Raw genomic sequence first — 14,901 nt, 5'->3', positions numbered from 1 at the left:
AATGAGACAAATCTCAAAGTCCACTAATCTGATTTATAAGGGAAAAAATTTGATAAATATTATTAACCAAGCTGTAGATACATACAAAGAACATTTATATCCTACTGTTGAATTAACTGAAGGTGAAATTATAGATTATAACGATTTTGTTCTAGACTTAATAGAATTAAAAAAAGAAGTTCAAAAACTTGTTTCAAAAAATGGTGATGAAAGATATATAACAGAAATAATTCATAATCAAAAGTTTCACATTATGGCAACAACTCAAAAGGGATTTGCTGTAACTATAAAAAATGGTGATGTTTCAATATCTTTTAAAAGATTTAAAAAAGTAAGTAAACAGCCTTGTATAAAAATAGAGTATAGGGCGGAATATTTAGCACGTTATGGTTATGTAAAATGTGTAACTCAAACAACAAGTTTTTTAAAAAATATTCTTTCTAAATTTAAACAAATCGCTAGTGAAATACATCTTTGTACAGATATACAAGGTTATGACTTCGATGTTTTAGACTTCTTTAGAATGAAATCAACTACTAGAAAAAATGAGTTTCACCATGATGATGATTCTACAAATTTTTTTGAAGGTAAAAAATACACTGGTTTTACTCTTGGTAAAGGTGATTTTATGATGAGAATCTATAATAAAACACATGAAATAAATAAATTTCCTGAAAAATCATTTGTTAAACCTTGTCGTTGGTTTGTATCTCCTAATTATGATGAAAATAAAGAAGTTTGGAGAATAGAAGTTCAAATAAGAAGAGAAAAATTAAAACATTATTTCAATGATAAAAAATTCCTTGATGATTCTATTAACTGCTTAAACTCTGTTCCTGATATTTGGTCTTTATTTATGAAAAAGTTTCATCATATCGACTTAAATGAAGATTCTACTATAGAAGTTATGAGAGGTAAAAAAAAGTTAAAAAATGGCTCTTATAAACTTCTTTCTAAATATGCAATTAGAAAACGATTCCAAAGAGGTGAAATAACTCCTTTGTGGAAAGAAATACAAACATTTTTTCATACTAAAGGTAGAAGTCTCACATATCTTGAAGAGGTTTCTAAGCCTTCAGCACTTTACGTAAAAAATTCTTTTAAATCTTTGGTTTCAACTTTGACTAAACATTTAAGAGGTCGATTCGATAAATATGCACTTGCAGATATTATCCTTGAAGCTAATAACGAGGAAAAAGAAAAAACTGGTCTTACTATTTTTGATACAGCAAAAATAAAAACAATTGATTACTTTAATCAAGTAAATCATATTTATCAAATTCAAGATAAAAATGGCTTTGGTGTTCAATATGAAGATGATTTTAAACAATATGAGAATGATTTGGAAAATAATATTTTGGCTCTTTTCTCTGTTGTTGTTCCTGAAGAAAAACCAACAATAGAAACATTAAAAGCTTTTTATGAAAAGTTTGGTTGTCTTGAAAAAAGAAAGGAACTCTTATGCGTATAGATGTTCAAAGAAATCAAAATTTAATTTTTAAAGCAATTTCTAAACTTAATAAGGGAGGTGAAACAATAAATATAAATAAAGTAGCAAAAATAACTGGTTTGAACTGGAAAACAGTTTCAAAATATTTTAAAAATGATTTTTTATTAAAGGATTTATAAAAATGGATTTAACAAAATTAAAACAATCAATAATAAGATTTGAGGGATTAAAATTAAAACCTTACAAATGCCCCGCTGATAAACTAAGTATAGGTTATGGTAGAAACTTAGAAGATAATGGAATAACAATCAATGAAGCAATTTTTATGTTAGAAAATGATTTGTTAAATATTAAATTAGAACTAGAAGATAAACTTCCAGTTTTTAATCAGCTTGATGATGTTAGGCAAAATGTCCTAATCGAAATGGCTTATAATATGGGTGTTCCTAAACTTCTAGGATTTAAAAATACAATAGATTATTTAGAGGTTGCAATTTTTTCTCTTAATAATGGTGATTTTGGTGTAGCTAAATCACATTTTCTTTTTGCAAGTGAAGAAATGCTAAATTCAAAATGGCATGAACAACATAAAGAATACGATTTAATAGACGGAAAAGCAAATAATAATGGACTTTTAAGGTCTGAATATTTATCAAAATTAATGAAAGAAGGGAAATATTAAAATGGAAAATATAATGGAAAATTTAGGAAATGTATTGTTAATTTTAGGAGCTGTTTATCCTCCTTTAATGTATCTTTTACCAGTAAAATATGCAAGTAGAATTGATTTAGGTATTAAAGTTATTAAGAGTGTTGCTGAAGCTTTAGATAGAGCAAAAAATACTAAAGCTGGATTGACTAATAAAGAAGATGAAACAATTTCAACTTTAAATAATGAAAATAAAACTTTTGTTCAAAAATCAAAGAGTTAAATAATGTATGAAGTATATAACCCATATAAAATAGATTATGGAAATACTATTGTTCAATCTTTTGCGTTTTATGATGCTAATTCTAGAATGATGAAACAATATGGTGAGGGTGATAATTTATATTCAAAAAAAATTACACCTGACCAATATTTTATGGAATGGGGTTTTCAGCAACTTAGATTATCTCTTTCAACAAATGAAGAGATGGATTATAGACCTTTAAAAGATAATTGTATTATAGATTTATCTCTTGAAGAAAAATCAAACATGAATCAAGTTGAAATAGATTATTACTATGAGCAAGAAAAAGATAGATGCTTTGACCACTTTAAATATGCACAAAATAAAACTTTTCAATTTGTTAGTTTTTTAAGAGTTGCATATGATAAATTTAGTACTTTATTTGGTACTCAATACAATTATTTGGTTAGATTTAATGATAAATGGGTGAATATTGCGACAGGTTTAATTTATGAAAATATTTTAAATGATAATAAATCACTTATATATCTTTCTATTTATCACGCTAGACAAATTGATGATTATAGAGGTACTATTACAGATACTTATTATGTTGATATGTCTAATTTTTTTGAAACTATTGGTTATTATAAGATTAGTGATGCTAATTATTCACACCTTCATAATGAACAAATAGATTCTAAATTTAATTTAAAACCTAAAAATATAAATATTAATCCTGAAACATCGCAACCATATAATATATTTACTAATTTACAACAATTAACTTATATAAAGCTTCATACTTCATTTGATATTTATTCCGATTTGATTCATTATATTCAAGAATCTTATGTAGATTCATATAATAGTGAAGGTGAAAGAAGTATTGAAATAATTGATAAGTCTGTTTTTAAAACATATAAAAGATTTTCGATAGAACCACAATATCCACATTATGTTTTTTATTCTGATTGTGGTTTAGTAATGTATGTAATAGAACCTATCTCATTTGATTTAAAAACAGAAAAAACTATTGAAGATTTTAGAGCATTTGATTATATAAAAACTACATACTCTTATGAAATTGATAATATTTATTTTAGATTAAAATTTTTTGCATTGCCTGAATTTGAAGGCTTTGTAAATGCTCCAAATTCTACAACTGGTGATTTTGGTTTTCTTCAAGATTTTAAAGAAGAATTAAAAAAGAAAAAATGCTGTTTGCTAAACTGCATGAAAAAACAAAAATAAAGGAAAAAAATGGCTGAAACAACGGATACAACACAACCTGAAACAACAGATAATCCACAAACAGATACAACAGATACAACACAACCTGAAACAACAGATACAACAGATAATGAAGCTGTAGAAGTTTGTGAGGGATTGCTTCAAAAAATCTTAGAAGAATTAATAAAATTAAATAAAGTTTTTGGAGCTAAATAATGGCTACTTATATCGAATATAGTACAAATGAAAAAGGTGAGGAAATTAAAACATTTCGTAATACTGTTAATCCTATGACTTTTACTTTTGTTGGTGGTACAGAGGAAGAGTATTCACCTGAAATAAAAGGAATTATGGATTTATTGGATAGTGTAGGTAACACTACTACACCAGTTCCACCAGTTGAAACAAATACAGATAATATTCTTTCTACTATGCAAGGTTCAAATAAACTAAAAGAGGCTGAATTTAAATTAAATATAGAAAAAGCAAAACTTGATGCAACTGTATCTATTGAAAATGCAAAAAGTATGCAAAAAATTGCTAATCTTTTAAAATCCAATTTAGATGCTACTTTAGCTAATGCTATGATGTTGTCTGAACAAGCTAGAATAAATGAAGCTTCACAAGTTCTACAAAGTGAACAATATATTGTTAGTTCTGAAATTAGAGATCAATTAAAAGAAATAGTAAAAGCAACAAAAGAACAAAAACTAGAATTAAATGCTAATTCAATAAGTATGGGTAATTTAAATATAGATACTGAATCAATTGTAAATGCTATAAATTCAAGAAATGAAAATCAAATAGCTACTAATCAAAAGTTAGTAGAAGGTGTTGAAAGTCAAAAAACAACAAATACTAAAATTGTAGAAAATCTTACAAAACAAAATAGTTACTATGATTTTTATAATAATGGTGGATTAGCTTTAGTTTCTGAAAATTTAACAACTCATATAGATACATTAAATAAAGAATCTGAAAAACTAGACTTTGAAAAAGATGGATTAACAACTTTAACAAATAGTGAAGGGAAGGTTATAAAACCACGTGAAGCAAAAGCTATAAAAGATTCAGAGTTTGCAATTTCTGAAACTGCTGAAAATAAAATGGATTATGGAAATGTTTTAGGAAAAATGTTTGATGGTTTAGGGATTCAAAAACCTACACAAACTGGTGAAACTGAAAAAGATGAAGAAACTAATCTTATAAAATATTTATTTGACCAGTTTCAACAATATGATAATAATAAAATCGACTTCCCTGAAAATACAAAGGATATAAACAATGGCTAAAATCGGAAATATTTTAGAAAATACACTTGAAGATTTTAATGATGAATTGATAACAGGTGTAACCTATATGTTAGGTGAAAAATCAATGAAACCTCTTGAAAATGCTCTTATAACTGGTGATGATTCTATTATAGATGAAGCTTTATCAAGTGCTTTGATGTCTTTTAAATTTCAAGTTATGAACTCTGTAATTGTTACAGTTTCACAATATGCAACTGCTAAACTTGTACTTTCAACTACTGCATTAGTTACTTTTGTAAAAACTGGTTCTTTAACTAAAAAATTAAGAAACCTTTCAAAAGGTTTGGAAAATGTTCCTTTGGTTGGAAGAGTTGGCTCTCGTGTTTTAAGATTTGGAGTTGATGCAATAGTAGGCGACCAAAACGAAAGAATAGCAATAGCTAAAATGTCAAATCATAGTGTTAATAATTTAACTACTGTTATATCAAGGGAACGACAAACACAAACAATGATACAAGCTGAAAGAATGAGAAATTTAAATAAACAAGTTACTAATTCTCAAAATATTGTTTCTGAAAAGTTTGAACAAAAGAGGGCATTATTTAACTCTAAACTAAAATCAGGAAGTTGGGAATTAAATAATTATGATAAAAAATTGTATCAAGATGTTACGGGATATAATTTTGCTACTAATCCTCAAATTTTTAATCAAGCTTTTGTTGATAAATTAAATAGTGTTGCAGATGTTGCTAAAGATGTAGAAGGAAATATTGTTAATCAGGCTCAAGCTTTTATAGATTTCATCACTACTATTGGTTACTCAAAGGTAAAGTAATGTTATTTTACGTATCTTTATATAGTGGTCGCTCTGATTCTGTTTATTTTGAAGCAGATAATAAAAATGATGTTCTTAACTTCTTTGATTCTTTAAGTGATTGCGTAGTAACAAATATTAAAAAAGTTGTTTACTCAAAAGAGTATTTAATAGGTACGGGGTCGGGGGCTTTAGCCTATGACTCCGTGCAAACAAAAAGAACAATAAAAGCAATGGTACAAACTAAAAATTATACTAATATTATTGAAATTAGATTTCCTAAAGAAAATTTAACTAGACAAACTATAGAAACAAATATTAAAAAATATTTGCTTTTAAATGGTGAAAAAATAGAAACCATTTTGTCAATGTTGGAGGTAGATTGATGAAATATCAAGTTACATATAAAAATAATAATAAAACCCATTATGGGGATTTTGAAGCAGATAGCGTTAATGATATATTAAATTTTTTTGATAATGTTGTTGGAGCAAATGTTTTAGAAATTAGAGAGTATGTTTATGAAAATAAAATAAAAAATATAACTTTAACTGATTTGAAAAATCAAAATTTTATCTTTAAAGCTTTTAATGAAGATAACTCTATGATTGATATTAAAATACCTTTAATTAAAAAGAGTCTTAGTGAAGATTTTATTTGTAATTTTATTAAAACAAATTTGAAAATTAATAATAAACAAATAAAAAATATTTCATTTAAAATACAAAAATAGGTTTTATTTTTTTTAATAAAACCTATAGTATGACTTTTTTTCTCTGTAGATACCTAAAAATCGCTATTTTAATAAAAAAAAATTCCTATTGACAAACAAACAAGTTTTATAAAATAATTCCCTTGTTCTTTTAAAATATGCCCAAAAAAAAGACCAAAAACAAATTTAAAATTAAGGAAAAAAAATGGCAAAACATATAGTAACACAAAAATTAAATTTAAAAGGTGTTCCAACTTCATCAAGTTTTCAAATGGAAGGTGATGACGCAGATGTAACAGCAGTATGCTCTTTATTAGAGGGTGGTTATGAAGTTAAAAAAGTTGATGAAGCTTTATCAGATATGACTGGAAAAGATACTTTAGTTTCTGAAACTAATCCAGTTACAAAAATTACTTTAAATGGTCCTCAAAATCAATTTTCAGTTATTAGACCTTTTTCAGGTGTGATTCACTTTAAACAAACTGCACAGGTAGAAGATATTAAAGCAGCTCTTTCAACTTCTAAACCTTTTGCATTACTTCCAACTGAAACACCAACATCTATAAATGTTGTAAGAAAAGAGTATATGGCTTAAGAAAAGAGGGTAAACCTCTTTTTTTCTTTGTTCTTTAATTAAAGGGTGGCTTAATTGCTACCCTTTTTTTTTACTTTAAATTTAATAAAAGGATATAAAATATGGCTGAAGCTGTAGATATAAAAAAACAAATTATAGATGATATGCTAGAAACTTTAAAAGAACAAGTTTCAAGATATAAAAATCTAATTAATTCAAATGATGTAACATTAGACCAATTAAAAGATTTTGACAACCAAATATCAGAAATCTACGATACTTTACAAAAGGTGTCAAATACTCAATTAACTTTACTAGTTTCTGAAATAGAAGATTATAAAACACAATTCCAAACTAAATTAAGTGAATTTGAAAATATTTTAAATAATATTGATGTTTCAAATATCACATTAAACTTAACACAGGAACAAATAGAATCTTTAAAAGGTGAAAAAGGTTTAGATGGTCAAGATGGATTAAGTGCTTATCAAATTGCAGTTAATGAAGGTTTTGAAGGTACAGAATTAAAATGGTTAGAAAGCTTGAAAGGAAAAGATTTTGCTTTTGAAAATATGACGCAAATTCAAAAAGATGATTTGTTAAATCATTTTTTATCATCTTCGGAAATTACAAATATTTTACAAAGATTAGATAATTTAGAAAATAATCAAGGTTCTACAACTCCTCCAAATGAAGACAGTAATACAAATTTATCTCCAATCAATTTTAATTCAACATTTGTAACTAATAATGATAGTTATGCATTTTTAACAAATTATAGTGCTTCTACTGACTACATAGGAGAGATTAAATATACTTTTAATATTGATGGTGAAAAAACAATAATTACAGATAATTTAGTAGTTCAGTTAATTTCACAAAGATTAGAAGTTACAGCAGATATAATGGATTTTATTGTAATAAATAATTATAAAATATATCCTTATGTTTTAATGTCTAGAACTCAAACGTTTATAATTGGTTTTGATATAACTGATTTAAATGATAATTATCTCTCATCTTCTTTTGGTGTTACAGTTGAAATTGTAGATAATACAACTAATAGTGAAATTTTAATAGTAGAAGAATCTAACTCTTGGAATTATGTTGTTGATAATTGGTATGATATGCCCCAAATTCCTTAGGAGTAATTATAGAATGAATATAGAAACAATTAATTTATTAATAGCAATAGTATTGTCAATAAATACTATAGTTCTCGTTCCATTGTTTAAGTTCGTATTTTATATGTATAAAGAAGTATCATATATAAAAGGACATTTAAATATAAAATAATTTTCTGATTGGTTGCGGAAATAGGATTTGAACCTATGACCTTCGGGTTATGAGCCCGACGAGCTACCTAGCTGCTCTATTCCGCGTTAAGAAGTAAAGTGGATGGGGTAGAAGGATTCGAACCTTCGAATGACGGTACCAAAAACCGTTGCCTTACCACTTGGCGATACCCCATTAAGTGTCTGGATTATAGTAGAATAATATTCTATTGTCAAGGCTCTTTAGATTATATTTTGGATTTTTTGATATAATCACAACTAATATATAAATAATTAAAGAAAAGAAGAAATATGAATGCAATACTAAGAGTACAAGAAGCTATTAAAGAGATTCAAAAAGGTAATATGGTTATTATGTTAGATGATGAAGATAGGGAAAATGAGGGAGATTTAGTTTATGCAGCACCGTTAAGTAGTGCTGAAAAAGTAAATTTTATGGCTACTCATGCAAAAGGTTTGATTTGTGTTTCTGTTACAAAAGAGACTGCAAATAGATTACAATTAAATCCAATGGTTACTTCTAATACATCTTCTTACGAAACGGCTTTTACAGTTTCTGTTGATGCGGCTGATGCAACTACTGGAATTAGTGCAAAAGAGAGAGATGATACAATTAAAATATTAGCTAATCCAATTTCAAATCCTCTTGAATTAGTTCGTCCAGGACATATTTTTCCATTGATAGCAAAAGATGGAGGAGTTCTTGTTCGAACGGGTCATACAGAAGGTAGTGTAGATTTATGTAAACTAGCTGGTTTAAATGGTGAAGCAGTTATTTGTGAAATCATGAAAGAAGATGGAACAATGGCAAGAAGAGATGATTTAGATATTTTTGCTGAAAAACACAATTTAAAACAAGTCTATATCTCTGATTTAGTTGAATATAGATTATCTCATGAAAAACTAGTGGAAGAAGTTTCTAGCTCTAATAAAATCTTTTTTTCAAAAGAAGTTATTCAAAAAGAGTTTAAAGATCATTTAGGGAATATTCATACAGCTATTATATTTGGTCAATTAGGACATACAACACATATTAAATTTCATACTATTTTACCGGATATAGATTTATTTTTAAATGATGAAAAGTTAAACTCTATGATTAAAACCATAAATTTCTTACAATCTAAAGGTGGAGTTTTAATTTTTTTAAATGATGAAATGAAGAAAAAAGAGTCTCAAAAAGATTATGGAATAGGAGCTCAAATTCTAAATAGTTTAAATATAAAACAAATTAAACTAATGACAAGTGGAGGTAAGCACTCTTTTGTTGGATTACAAGGATTTGGTTTAGAAATAGTAGAAGAGATTCAAATAGAGTGCTAACATAGCACTCTATAAATATTAATAGTGTTTTACAGCACTTTTTATTAATTCAAGAGTTCTTTGAGGAATAATTAAAGATTCCTCTAATTTATCTTTATTTTGCTTATAGTATTTTGATTCTAAAATAGTGTTGATTTTATCTTCAAATTTTTGAATAACAGTTTCTTGAGTATCTTTATCTTCAATATCTAAAAATTGTTTAGGCTCTTGATTTTTAACTCTTGTTAATCTGTAATTAAAAACATATTCGTTATCACAATCTTCATTAAATAAATTACAAATGTTTTTATAAATATCATCTAATTCAGATTCATACTTCTTATAAATAGTTCCAGCACAATCATTTAGAGCTTTATTGAAATTTTCATAATTAACAAATATATCTTTTAGAACAACTTCTTCTATATCATCATTATTAATATCAAATTTTTTTGATAAAACATGATTGCAACAGTAGTATACTACTTCATTTTGGTTATTTTTGATATTTTCTAAAAAAACAGACAAATTCATAACATTCTCCTATATTGAGTTGGAAATAAAAGAAAAGAGATTTACTCTCTTTTCTTTTTCTATTAGAATTATATCCTATAAAGAAGGTCCTGCAGCTGTGAAATCATATTCACTTTCTAAAGTTAAGTATTTTTTAAAGTTTTGAATATACATTGTTGCAAGTTTTTTCTTAGTCTCATCATAAGCAACTTTGTCTTGCCACGTATTTCTTGGATTTAAAACTTCAGTATCAACACCTTTTAATGTTTTAGGAATTACTAAATTAAATACAGGTAAAACTTCAAATTCTGAATTATTTATAGAACCGTCCAAGATTGCATTTATACAAGCACGTGTATTTTTTATACTCATTCTTTTACCGATACCATAAGGACCACCTGTCCATCCAGTATTTACTAAATAAACATTAACATTATGTTTATCTATCTTTCTTCCCAATAATTCAGCATATACAGTAGGATTTAGTGGTAGAAATGCTTCTCCAAAACAAGATGAAAAAGTTGCAATTGGTTCAGTAATTCCTCTTTCAGTTCCAGCAACTTTTGCTGTATATCCACTTAGGAAATAATACATTGCTTGCTGTTTATCAAGTTTTGCAACTGGAGGTAAAACTCCAAAAGCATCTGCACATAAGAAAATAATATTTGTTGGATGATTTCCTCTCATATCGGGAGTATGATTTGGAATATGATCAAGAGGATAAGATACTCTTGTATTTTCAGTTTTTGAACCATCAGTATAATCAACTACTCCATTTTCATCTGCCACAACATTTTCTAATATTGCACCTTTTTTAATAGCATTGAAAATTTCTGGTTCACTATCCTTATCTAAGTTAATTACCTTAGCATAACAACCACCTTCAAAATTGAAAATCCCTTCATCATCCCAACCATGCTCATCATCACCAATTAAGGCTCTATTTGGATCTGTTGATAATGTTGTTTTTCCAGTACCTGATAATCCAAAGAATAAAGCTGTATCACCATCTTTACCAATATTTGCAGAACAATGCATTGGTAATTTTTCTTCTAGTGGAAGCCAATAATTCATCATAGAGAATACACCTTTTTTCATTTCACCGGCATACCATGTTCCACCAATAATAGCTGTATTTTCTTCTACATTAAATATTACATAAACTTCTGAATGTAAACCATGACTAACATAAGCCATATCAACTGTTTTACAAGCATTGTAAATAGTAAAATCAGGTTTAAAATTGTCTAATTCTTCTTGCGTTTGAGGAACTATAAACATATTTCGAATAAAATGCGCTTGCCATGCAATTTCTGTAATAAATCTTACAGATTTTCTTGAGTCAAGAGATGCTCCACAGTATACATCTGTTACAAAAATATCTTTATTACTAAGTTGTTTTTTTGAGTTTTTTAACAAATCTTCATAAACTTCTTTAGAAACTTTATGATTTATATCACCCCAAGCAATATATTTGTTAGATGGGTCTTGATTAACAAAAAATTTATCTTTTGGACTTCTTCCAGTAAATATACCTGTATCAATCATTAATGCACCCGTAGAAGATATCTTAGCACCTTCTTTTTCTACTGCAAATTGAATTAATGTATCCACATCACAATTTCTTCTTACAATTCCAACGTTTTCTAAACCTAATGAGTCTTTAATTTCAGACATAATTTAACTTTCCTACTTGTTAATTTTATTTATTTAAATATCGATAAAAGAACACCAGCAGCGACTGCTGAACCAATAACACCAGCAACATTAGGACCCATCGCATGCATTAATAATACATTCGATTTATCATAAAGTTGACCTTCTTTACTTACAACCCTCGCTGCCATTGGTACAGCTGATACCCCAGCTGCTCCAATTAAAGGATTTATCTGATTATCTTTTGAACTAACTAAATTCATTAATTTAGCCATTATAACACCCATAGCTGTTCCTGCTGCAAATGCTAAAAGACCTATTGCCATAATTCCCATTGTCTCTGCTACTAAGAACTGCTCTGATGCTAATTTTGAACCAACACCTAATCCTAAGAAGATTGTTACAATATTAATTAATGCATTTTGCATTGTATCAGAAAGTCTATCAATAACTCCTGATTCTTTTGCAAAATTTCCAAAACAAAATGCTCCAATCAATGGTGCAGCATCTGGTAAAATTAATAATGTTAAACATAAAACAACTATTGGAAATACAATTTTCTCTACTTTTGACACTTTTCTTAATGTCGACATCTTTATTTTTCTCTCATTAACTGTTGTTAATGCTCTCATAATTGGAGGTTGAATTACAGGTACTAATGCCATATAAGAATAAGCAGCAACAGCAATAGCTCCAAGTAATTCAGGTGCAAGTTTTGAGGCAACAAAAATAGACGTTGGTCCATCAGCTCCACCAATAATTGATATAGCAGCAGCTTGTTCTAATGAAAAATTAATTCCTGGAACATATTGTGACAATATAACTGCACCTATAAGAGAACCAAAGATTCCAAATTGTGCAGCTCCACCTAATAAAGCTGTTTTTGGGTTAGCTAATAATGGACCAAAGTCTGTCATAGCTCCAACACCCATAAATATTAAAAGTGGGAAAAATTGATTAGTAATACCCATATCATAAATAATTCCCAGCATCCCATCAGGTCCTGCCATATTTGCTATTGGAATATTTGCTAATAAACCACCAAATCCAATTGGAATTAAAAGTAATGGTTCAAATCCTTTTTTAATTGCTAAATAAAACAGTAAAAAACAGATTAAAATCATTATAATTCTTCCATAACCTTGAGCAAACAAACTCATATCTTTTCCATGAGAATCTTTTACTCCCTCTTTTGGTTCAAATAATGCTTTTATACCTGTAGTTGCATAAAAAGTTTGAACTAATTCACCCATTGTTTTTGAGTGATATGGTTCTTTCTCTTGTTGCTCTACTACAACCGTATTTGAAGCTAAGCTATTTGACGAAAAGATTGTAAAGCAAAGAAAAAAAGCTATAAAAATATTTTTTATCATTTACGACCTTCTAATAAACATTAACCAATAATGGCTAATGTTTGTCCTTCATCTACTGCTTGTGCAGGATTTACTAATATCTTTGTAATAACACCTGAAACTGGAGCTGTTATATCAATTTCCATTTTCATTGCTTCAAGGATAATAATTTGTTGATCTTTTTCAACTCTATCACCTTCTTTTACAAGTATTTTCCAAACAGCACCATTTACAGCAGCTGGAACTTCTGTTCCACCATTTGAAGCAACAGGAGTTGATGAAGTTGTTGTATTTGAGTTAGCAACAGGAGTTACTTGAATATCTGCGTTACCTTCTGCGATACTTACATTAAATCTTTGACCATCAACTACAACTGTATAGTTTCCACTTGCATTTGCCATTTTGTTTTCTCCTAATTTACAATCTTTATCATTTTCACAAACAGAATCATTTTTTCTAACATTTAAAGGTGCTTCACCTTTTAAAAATGCTATTCCTTTTTCATCACAGGCAGCTGCAATAAAAATATTCTCTTCAGTTGTTTCTATACCTTCTATTTCTAATCTTTGTTTCCATACTGATATTCTTTTTTTCTCATCAGCATCAGCTATATCTAAAGGATTCAAAGTAGTTGGTTCTAGTTTTAGTTTTTCACTTGCTAGTTTTACAATTTCAGCATCAGGAGCAACAGGAGTTTTACCAAAGTAACCTAAAACCATTTTTCCATAACCAGGAGCTATTTGTTTCCAAGGACCAAACATTACATTTGCATATGCTTGTTGCCAATAAAATTGTGAAACAGGAGTTACAGATGTTCCATATCCACCACGTTCAACTACTTCTTGCATTGCTTTTATAACTTCAGGAAATTTATCTAAAGTACCATTATCTCTCATCATTTGAGTATTTGCAGTTAATGCACCACCTGGCATTGGAGAGAATGGGATTAAAGGAGATACTTGAGTAGCTTCTGGTGGAATAAAGTAATCTTTTAAGCAATCTTTTAAAACTTCTTCATATTTTAAAATTTTATCTATTTCTAAACCACCCAAGTCAAAATTTTTACCTTTTACTGCATGAAGCATAGTAAGAATATCTGGTTGAGAAGTTCCTCCACTTACAGGTGATGCAGCTAAATCAATACCATCAGCTCCAGCTTCTAAAGCAGCTAAATAACATGATACTGAAACACCTGCTGTTTCGTGAGTATGAAGTCTAATATGAGTATCATTTCCTACTAATCTTCTTGCCATTTGTATTGTTTCATAGATTTTTTGAGGAGATGAAGTTCCTGAGGCATCTTTAAAGCAGATTGAATCATAAGGTAATCCACTATCAAGAATATTTCTTAATGTTTTTTCATAAAAAGCAACATCATGAGCGCCAAAGCATCCTGGAGGTAAATCCATAAGTGTTACAACAACTTCATGATTTAATCCATATTTTTTTATACATTCAGCACTATATTCAAGGTTTTGTACATCATTTAATGCATCAAAGTTTCTGATTGTTGTTGTTCCATGTTTTGCAAATAATTTTGCATGTAAGTCGATTAATTCTCTTGAACCCGTATCAAGCATAACTGTATTTATACCACGAGCTAAGGTTTGTAAGTTTGCATTTGGACCTACGATTTCTCTAAATCTATCCATCATATCAAATGCATTTTCTTGTAAGTAGAAGAACAATGATTGGAATCTTGCTCCTCCTCCAAATTCAAAGTGATTTATTCCAGCATCTTTTGCAGCTTCTACAGCTGGAAAAAAATCATTCATTAAAACTCTTCCTCCAAAGACAGATTGGAATCCATCTCTAAAGGTTGTATCCATAATATCTATGTACTTTTTAGACATT

The 14,901-nt window shown here is 28.1% G+C and carries 17 protein-coding genes and 2 tRNA genes; 13 read left to right on the top strand and 6 right to left on the bottom strand.

Features of this window, described 5'->3' with window-relative positions:
- Window positions 1–49: 49 nt before the first annotated feature.
- The 12 genes from AAQM_RS06545 (at window position 50) to AAQM_RS06490 (ending at window position 8,074) form a co-directional block, all read left to right on the top strand.
- Window positions 50–1,471 carry a hypothetical protein gene (locus tag AAQM_RS06545; RefSeq protein ID WP_171920678.1) on the top strand — a complete coding sequence of 474 codons (1,422 nt, stop codon included), beginning with the start codon at window positions 50–52 and terminating at the stop codon, window positions 1,469–1,471.
- Window positions 1,462–1,629 (top strand): hypothetical protein, encoded by a 168-nt coding sequence (locus AAQM_RS06540; protein ID WP_171920677.1) that lies wholly within the window; start codon window positions 1,462–1,464, stop codon window positions 1,627–1,629. The genes AAQM_RS06545 and AAQM_RS06540 overlap by 10 nt, the downstream gene beginning before the upstream one ends.
- A 2-nt stretch (window positions 1,630–1,631) precedes the next feature.
- The gene (locus AAQM_RS06535) at window positions 1,632–2,132 is read left to right on the top strand and encodes a glycoside hydrolase family protein (protein ID WP_171920676.1); all 501 of its coding nucleotides are present in this window, start codon (window positions 1,632–1,634) and stop codon (window positions 2,130–2,132) included.
- A gap of 1 nt (window position 2,133) precedes the next feature.
- Complete coding sequence (locus AAQM_RS06530; RefSeq protein ID WP_171920675.1) at window positions 2,134–2,382, top strand: hypothetical protein; 249 nt, start codon at window positions 2,134–2,136, stop codon at window positions 2,380–2,382.
- A gap of 3 nt (window positions 2,383–2,385) precedes the next feature.
- The gene (locus tag AAQM_RS06525) at window positions 2,386–3,597 is read left to right on the top strand and encodes a hypothetical protein (RefSeq protein ID WP_171920674.1); all 1,212 of its coding nucleotides are present in this window, start codon (window positions 2,386–2,388) and stop codon (window positions 3,595–3,597) included.
- A 9-nt stretch (window positions 3,598–3,606) separates the two neighbouring features.
- Entirely contained in the window at window positions 3,607–3,792 is a 186-nt protein-coding gene (locus AAQM_RS06520; RefSeq protein ID WP_171920673.1) for a hypothetical protein, read from the top strand.
- The gene (locus AAQM_RS06515; RefSeq protein ID WP_171920672.1) at window positions 3,792–4,868 is read left to right on the top strand and encodes a hypothetical protein; all 1,077 of its coding nucleotides are present in this window, start codon (window positions 3,792–3,794) and stop codon (window positions 4,866–4,868) included. Before AAQM_RS06520 ends, AAQM_RS06515 begins: the two co-directional genes overlap by 1 nt.
- A complete protein-coding gene (locus AAQM_RS06510; protein ID WP_171920671.1) occupies window positions 4,861–5,664 on the top strand; it encodes a hypothetical protein in 804 nt (267 codons plus the stop codon). The genes AAQM_RS06515 and AAQM_RS06510 overlap by 8 nt, the downstream gene beginning before the upstream one ends.
- Entirely contained in the window at window positions 5,664–6,029 is a 366-nt protein-coding gene (locus AAQM_RS06505; RefSeq protein WP_171920670.1) for a hypothetical protein, read from the top strand. The genes AAQM_RS06510 and AAQM_RS06505 overlap by 1 nt, the downstream gene beginning before the upstream one ends.
- On the top strand, window positions 6,029–6,376 hold the full coding sequence (locus AAQM_RS06500) for a hypothetical protein (protein ID WP_171920669.1): 348 nt from the start codon (window positions 6,029–6,031) through the stop codon (window positions 6,374–6,376). The genes AAQM_RS06505 and AAQM_RS06500 overlap by 1 nt, the downstream gene beginning before the upstream one ends.
- Before the next feature lie 184 nt (window positions 6,377–6,560).
- Entirely contained in the window at window positions 6,561–6,950 is a 390-nt protein-coding gene (locus AAQM_RS06495) for a hypothetical protein (protein WP_171920668.1), read from the top strand.
- Window positions 6,951–7,051: 101 nt separating this feature from the next.
- Complete coding sequence (locus AAQM_RS06490; RefSeq protein ID WP_171920667.1) at window positions 7,052–8,074, top strand: hypothetical protein; 1,023 nt, start codon at window positions 7,052–7,054, stop codon at window positions 8,072–8,074.
- 160 nt (window positions 8,075–8,234) lie between these two features.
- Here AAQM_RS06490 and AAQM_RS06485 read toward each other — a convergent pair.
- Together AAQM_RS06485 and AAQM_RS06480 are read right to left on the bottom strand one after the other, a co-directional pair.
- Window positions 8,235–8,311, bottom strand: a tRNA-Met gene (locus AAQM_RS06485).
- Window positions 8,312–8,324: 13 nt separating this feature from the next.
- A tRNA-Gln gene (locus AAQM_RS06480) sits at window positions 8,325–8,399 on the bottom strand.
- Window positions 8,400–8,515: 116 nt separating this feature from the next.
- Between AAQM_RS06480 and AAQM_RS06475 the strand changes: the two genes are divergently transcribed.
- Entirely contained in the window at window positions 8,516–9,547 is a 1,032-nt protein-coding gene (locus tag AAQM_RS06475; protein ID WP_129095829.1) for a bifunctional 3,4-dihydroxy-2-butanone 4-phosphate synthase/GTP cyclohydrolase II, read from the top strand.
- A gap of 18 nt (window positions 9,548–9,565) precedes the next feature.
- On the opposite strand, the gene AAQM_RS06470 is transcribed toward AAQM_RS06475, so the two are convergent.
- From AAQM_RS06470 to AAQM_RS06455, 4 genes are all read right to left on the bottom strand, one after another.
- Window positions 9,566–10,060: a hypothetical protein gene (locus AAQM_RS06470; RefSeq protein WP_129095828.1), complete on the bottom strand. Its 495-nt coding sequence runs from the start codon at window positions 10,058–10,060 to the stop codon at window positions 9,566–9,568.
- Window positions 10,061–10,135: 75 nt separating this feature from the next.
- Complete coding sequence (pckA, locus tag AAQM_RS06465; protein ID WP_129095827.1) at window positions 10,136–11,716, bottom strand: phosphoenolpyruvate carboxykinase (ATP); 1,581 nt, start codon at window positions 11,714–11,716, stop codon at window positions 10,136–10,138.
- A gap of 29 nt (window positions 11,717–11,745) precedes the next feature.
- Window positions 11,746–13,068: a sodium ion-translocating decarboxylase subunit beta gene (locus AAQM_RS06460; protein ID WP_216678751.1), complete on the bottom strand. Its 1,323-nt coding sequence runs from the start codon at window positions 13,066–13,068 to the stop codon at window positions 11,746–11,748.
- A gap of 20 nt (window positions 13,069–13,088) precedes the next feature.
- A complete protein-coding gene (locus AAQM_RS06455; protein WP_129095826.1) occupies window positions 13,089–14,900 on the bottom strand; it encodes a biotin/lipoyl-containing protein in 1,812 nt (603 codons plus the stop codon).
- Window position 14,901: the final 1 nt, after the last annotated feature.

The organism is Arcobacter aquimarinus, from assembly GCF_013177635.1.
Lineage (GTDB): Bacteria > Campylobacterota > Campylobacteria > Campylobacterales > Arcobacteraceae > Aliarcobacter > Aliarcobacter aquimarinus.
Note: the sequence above shows the minus strand (reverse complement) of the source record. Positions and strands in the feature narration are given on the sequence as shown.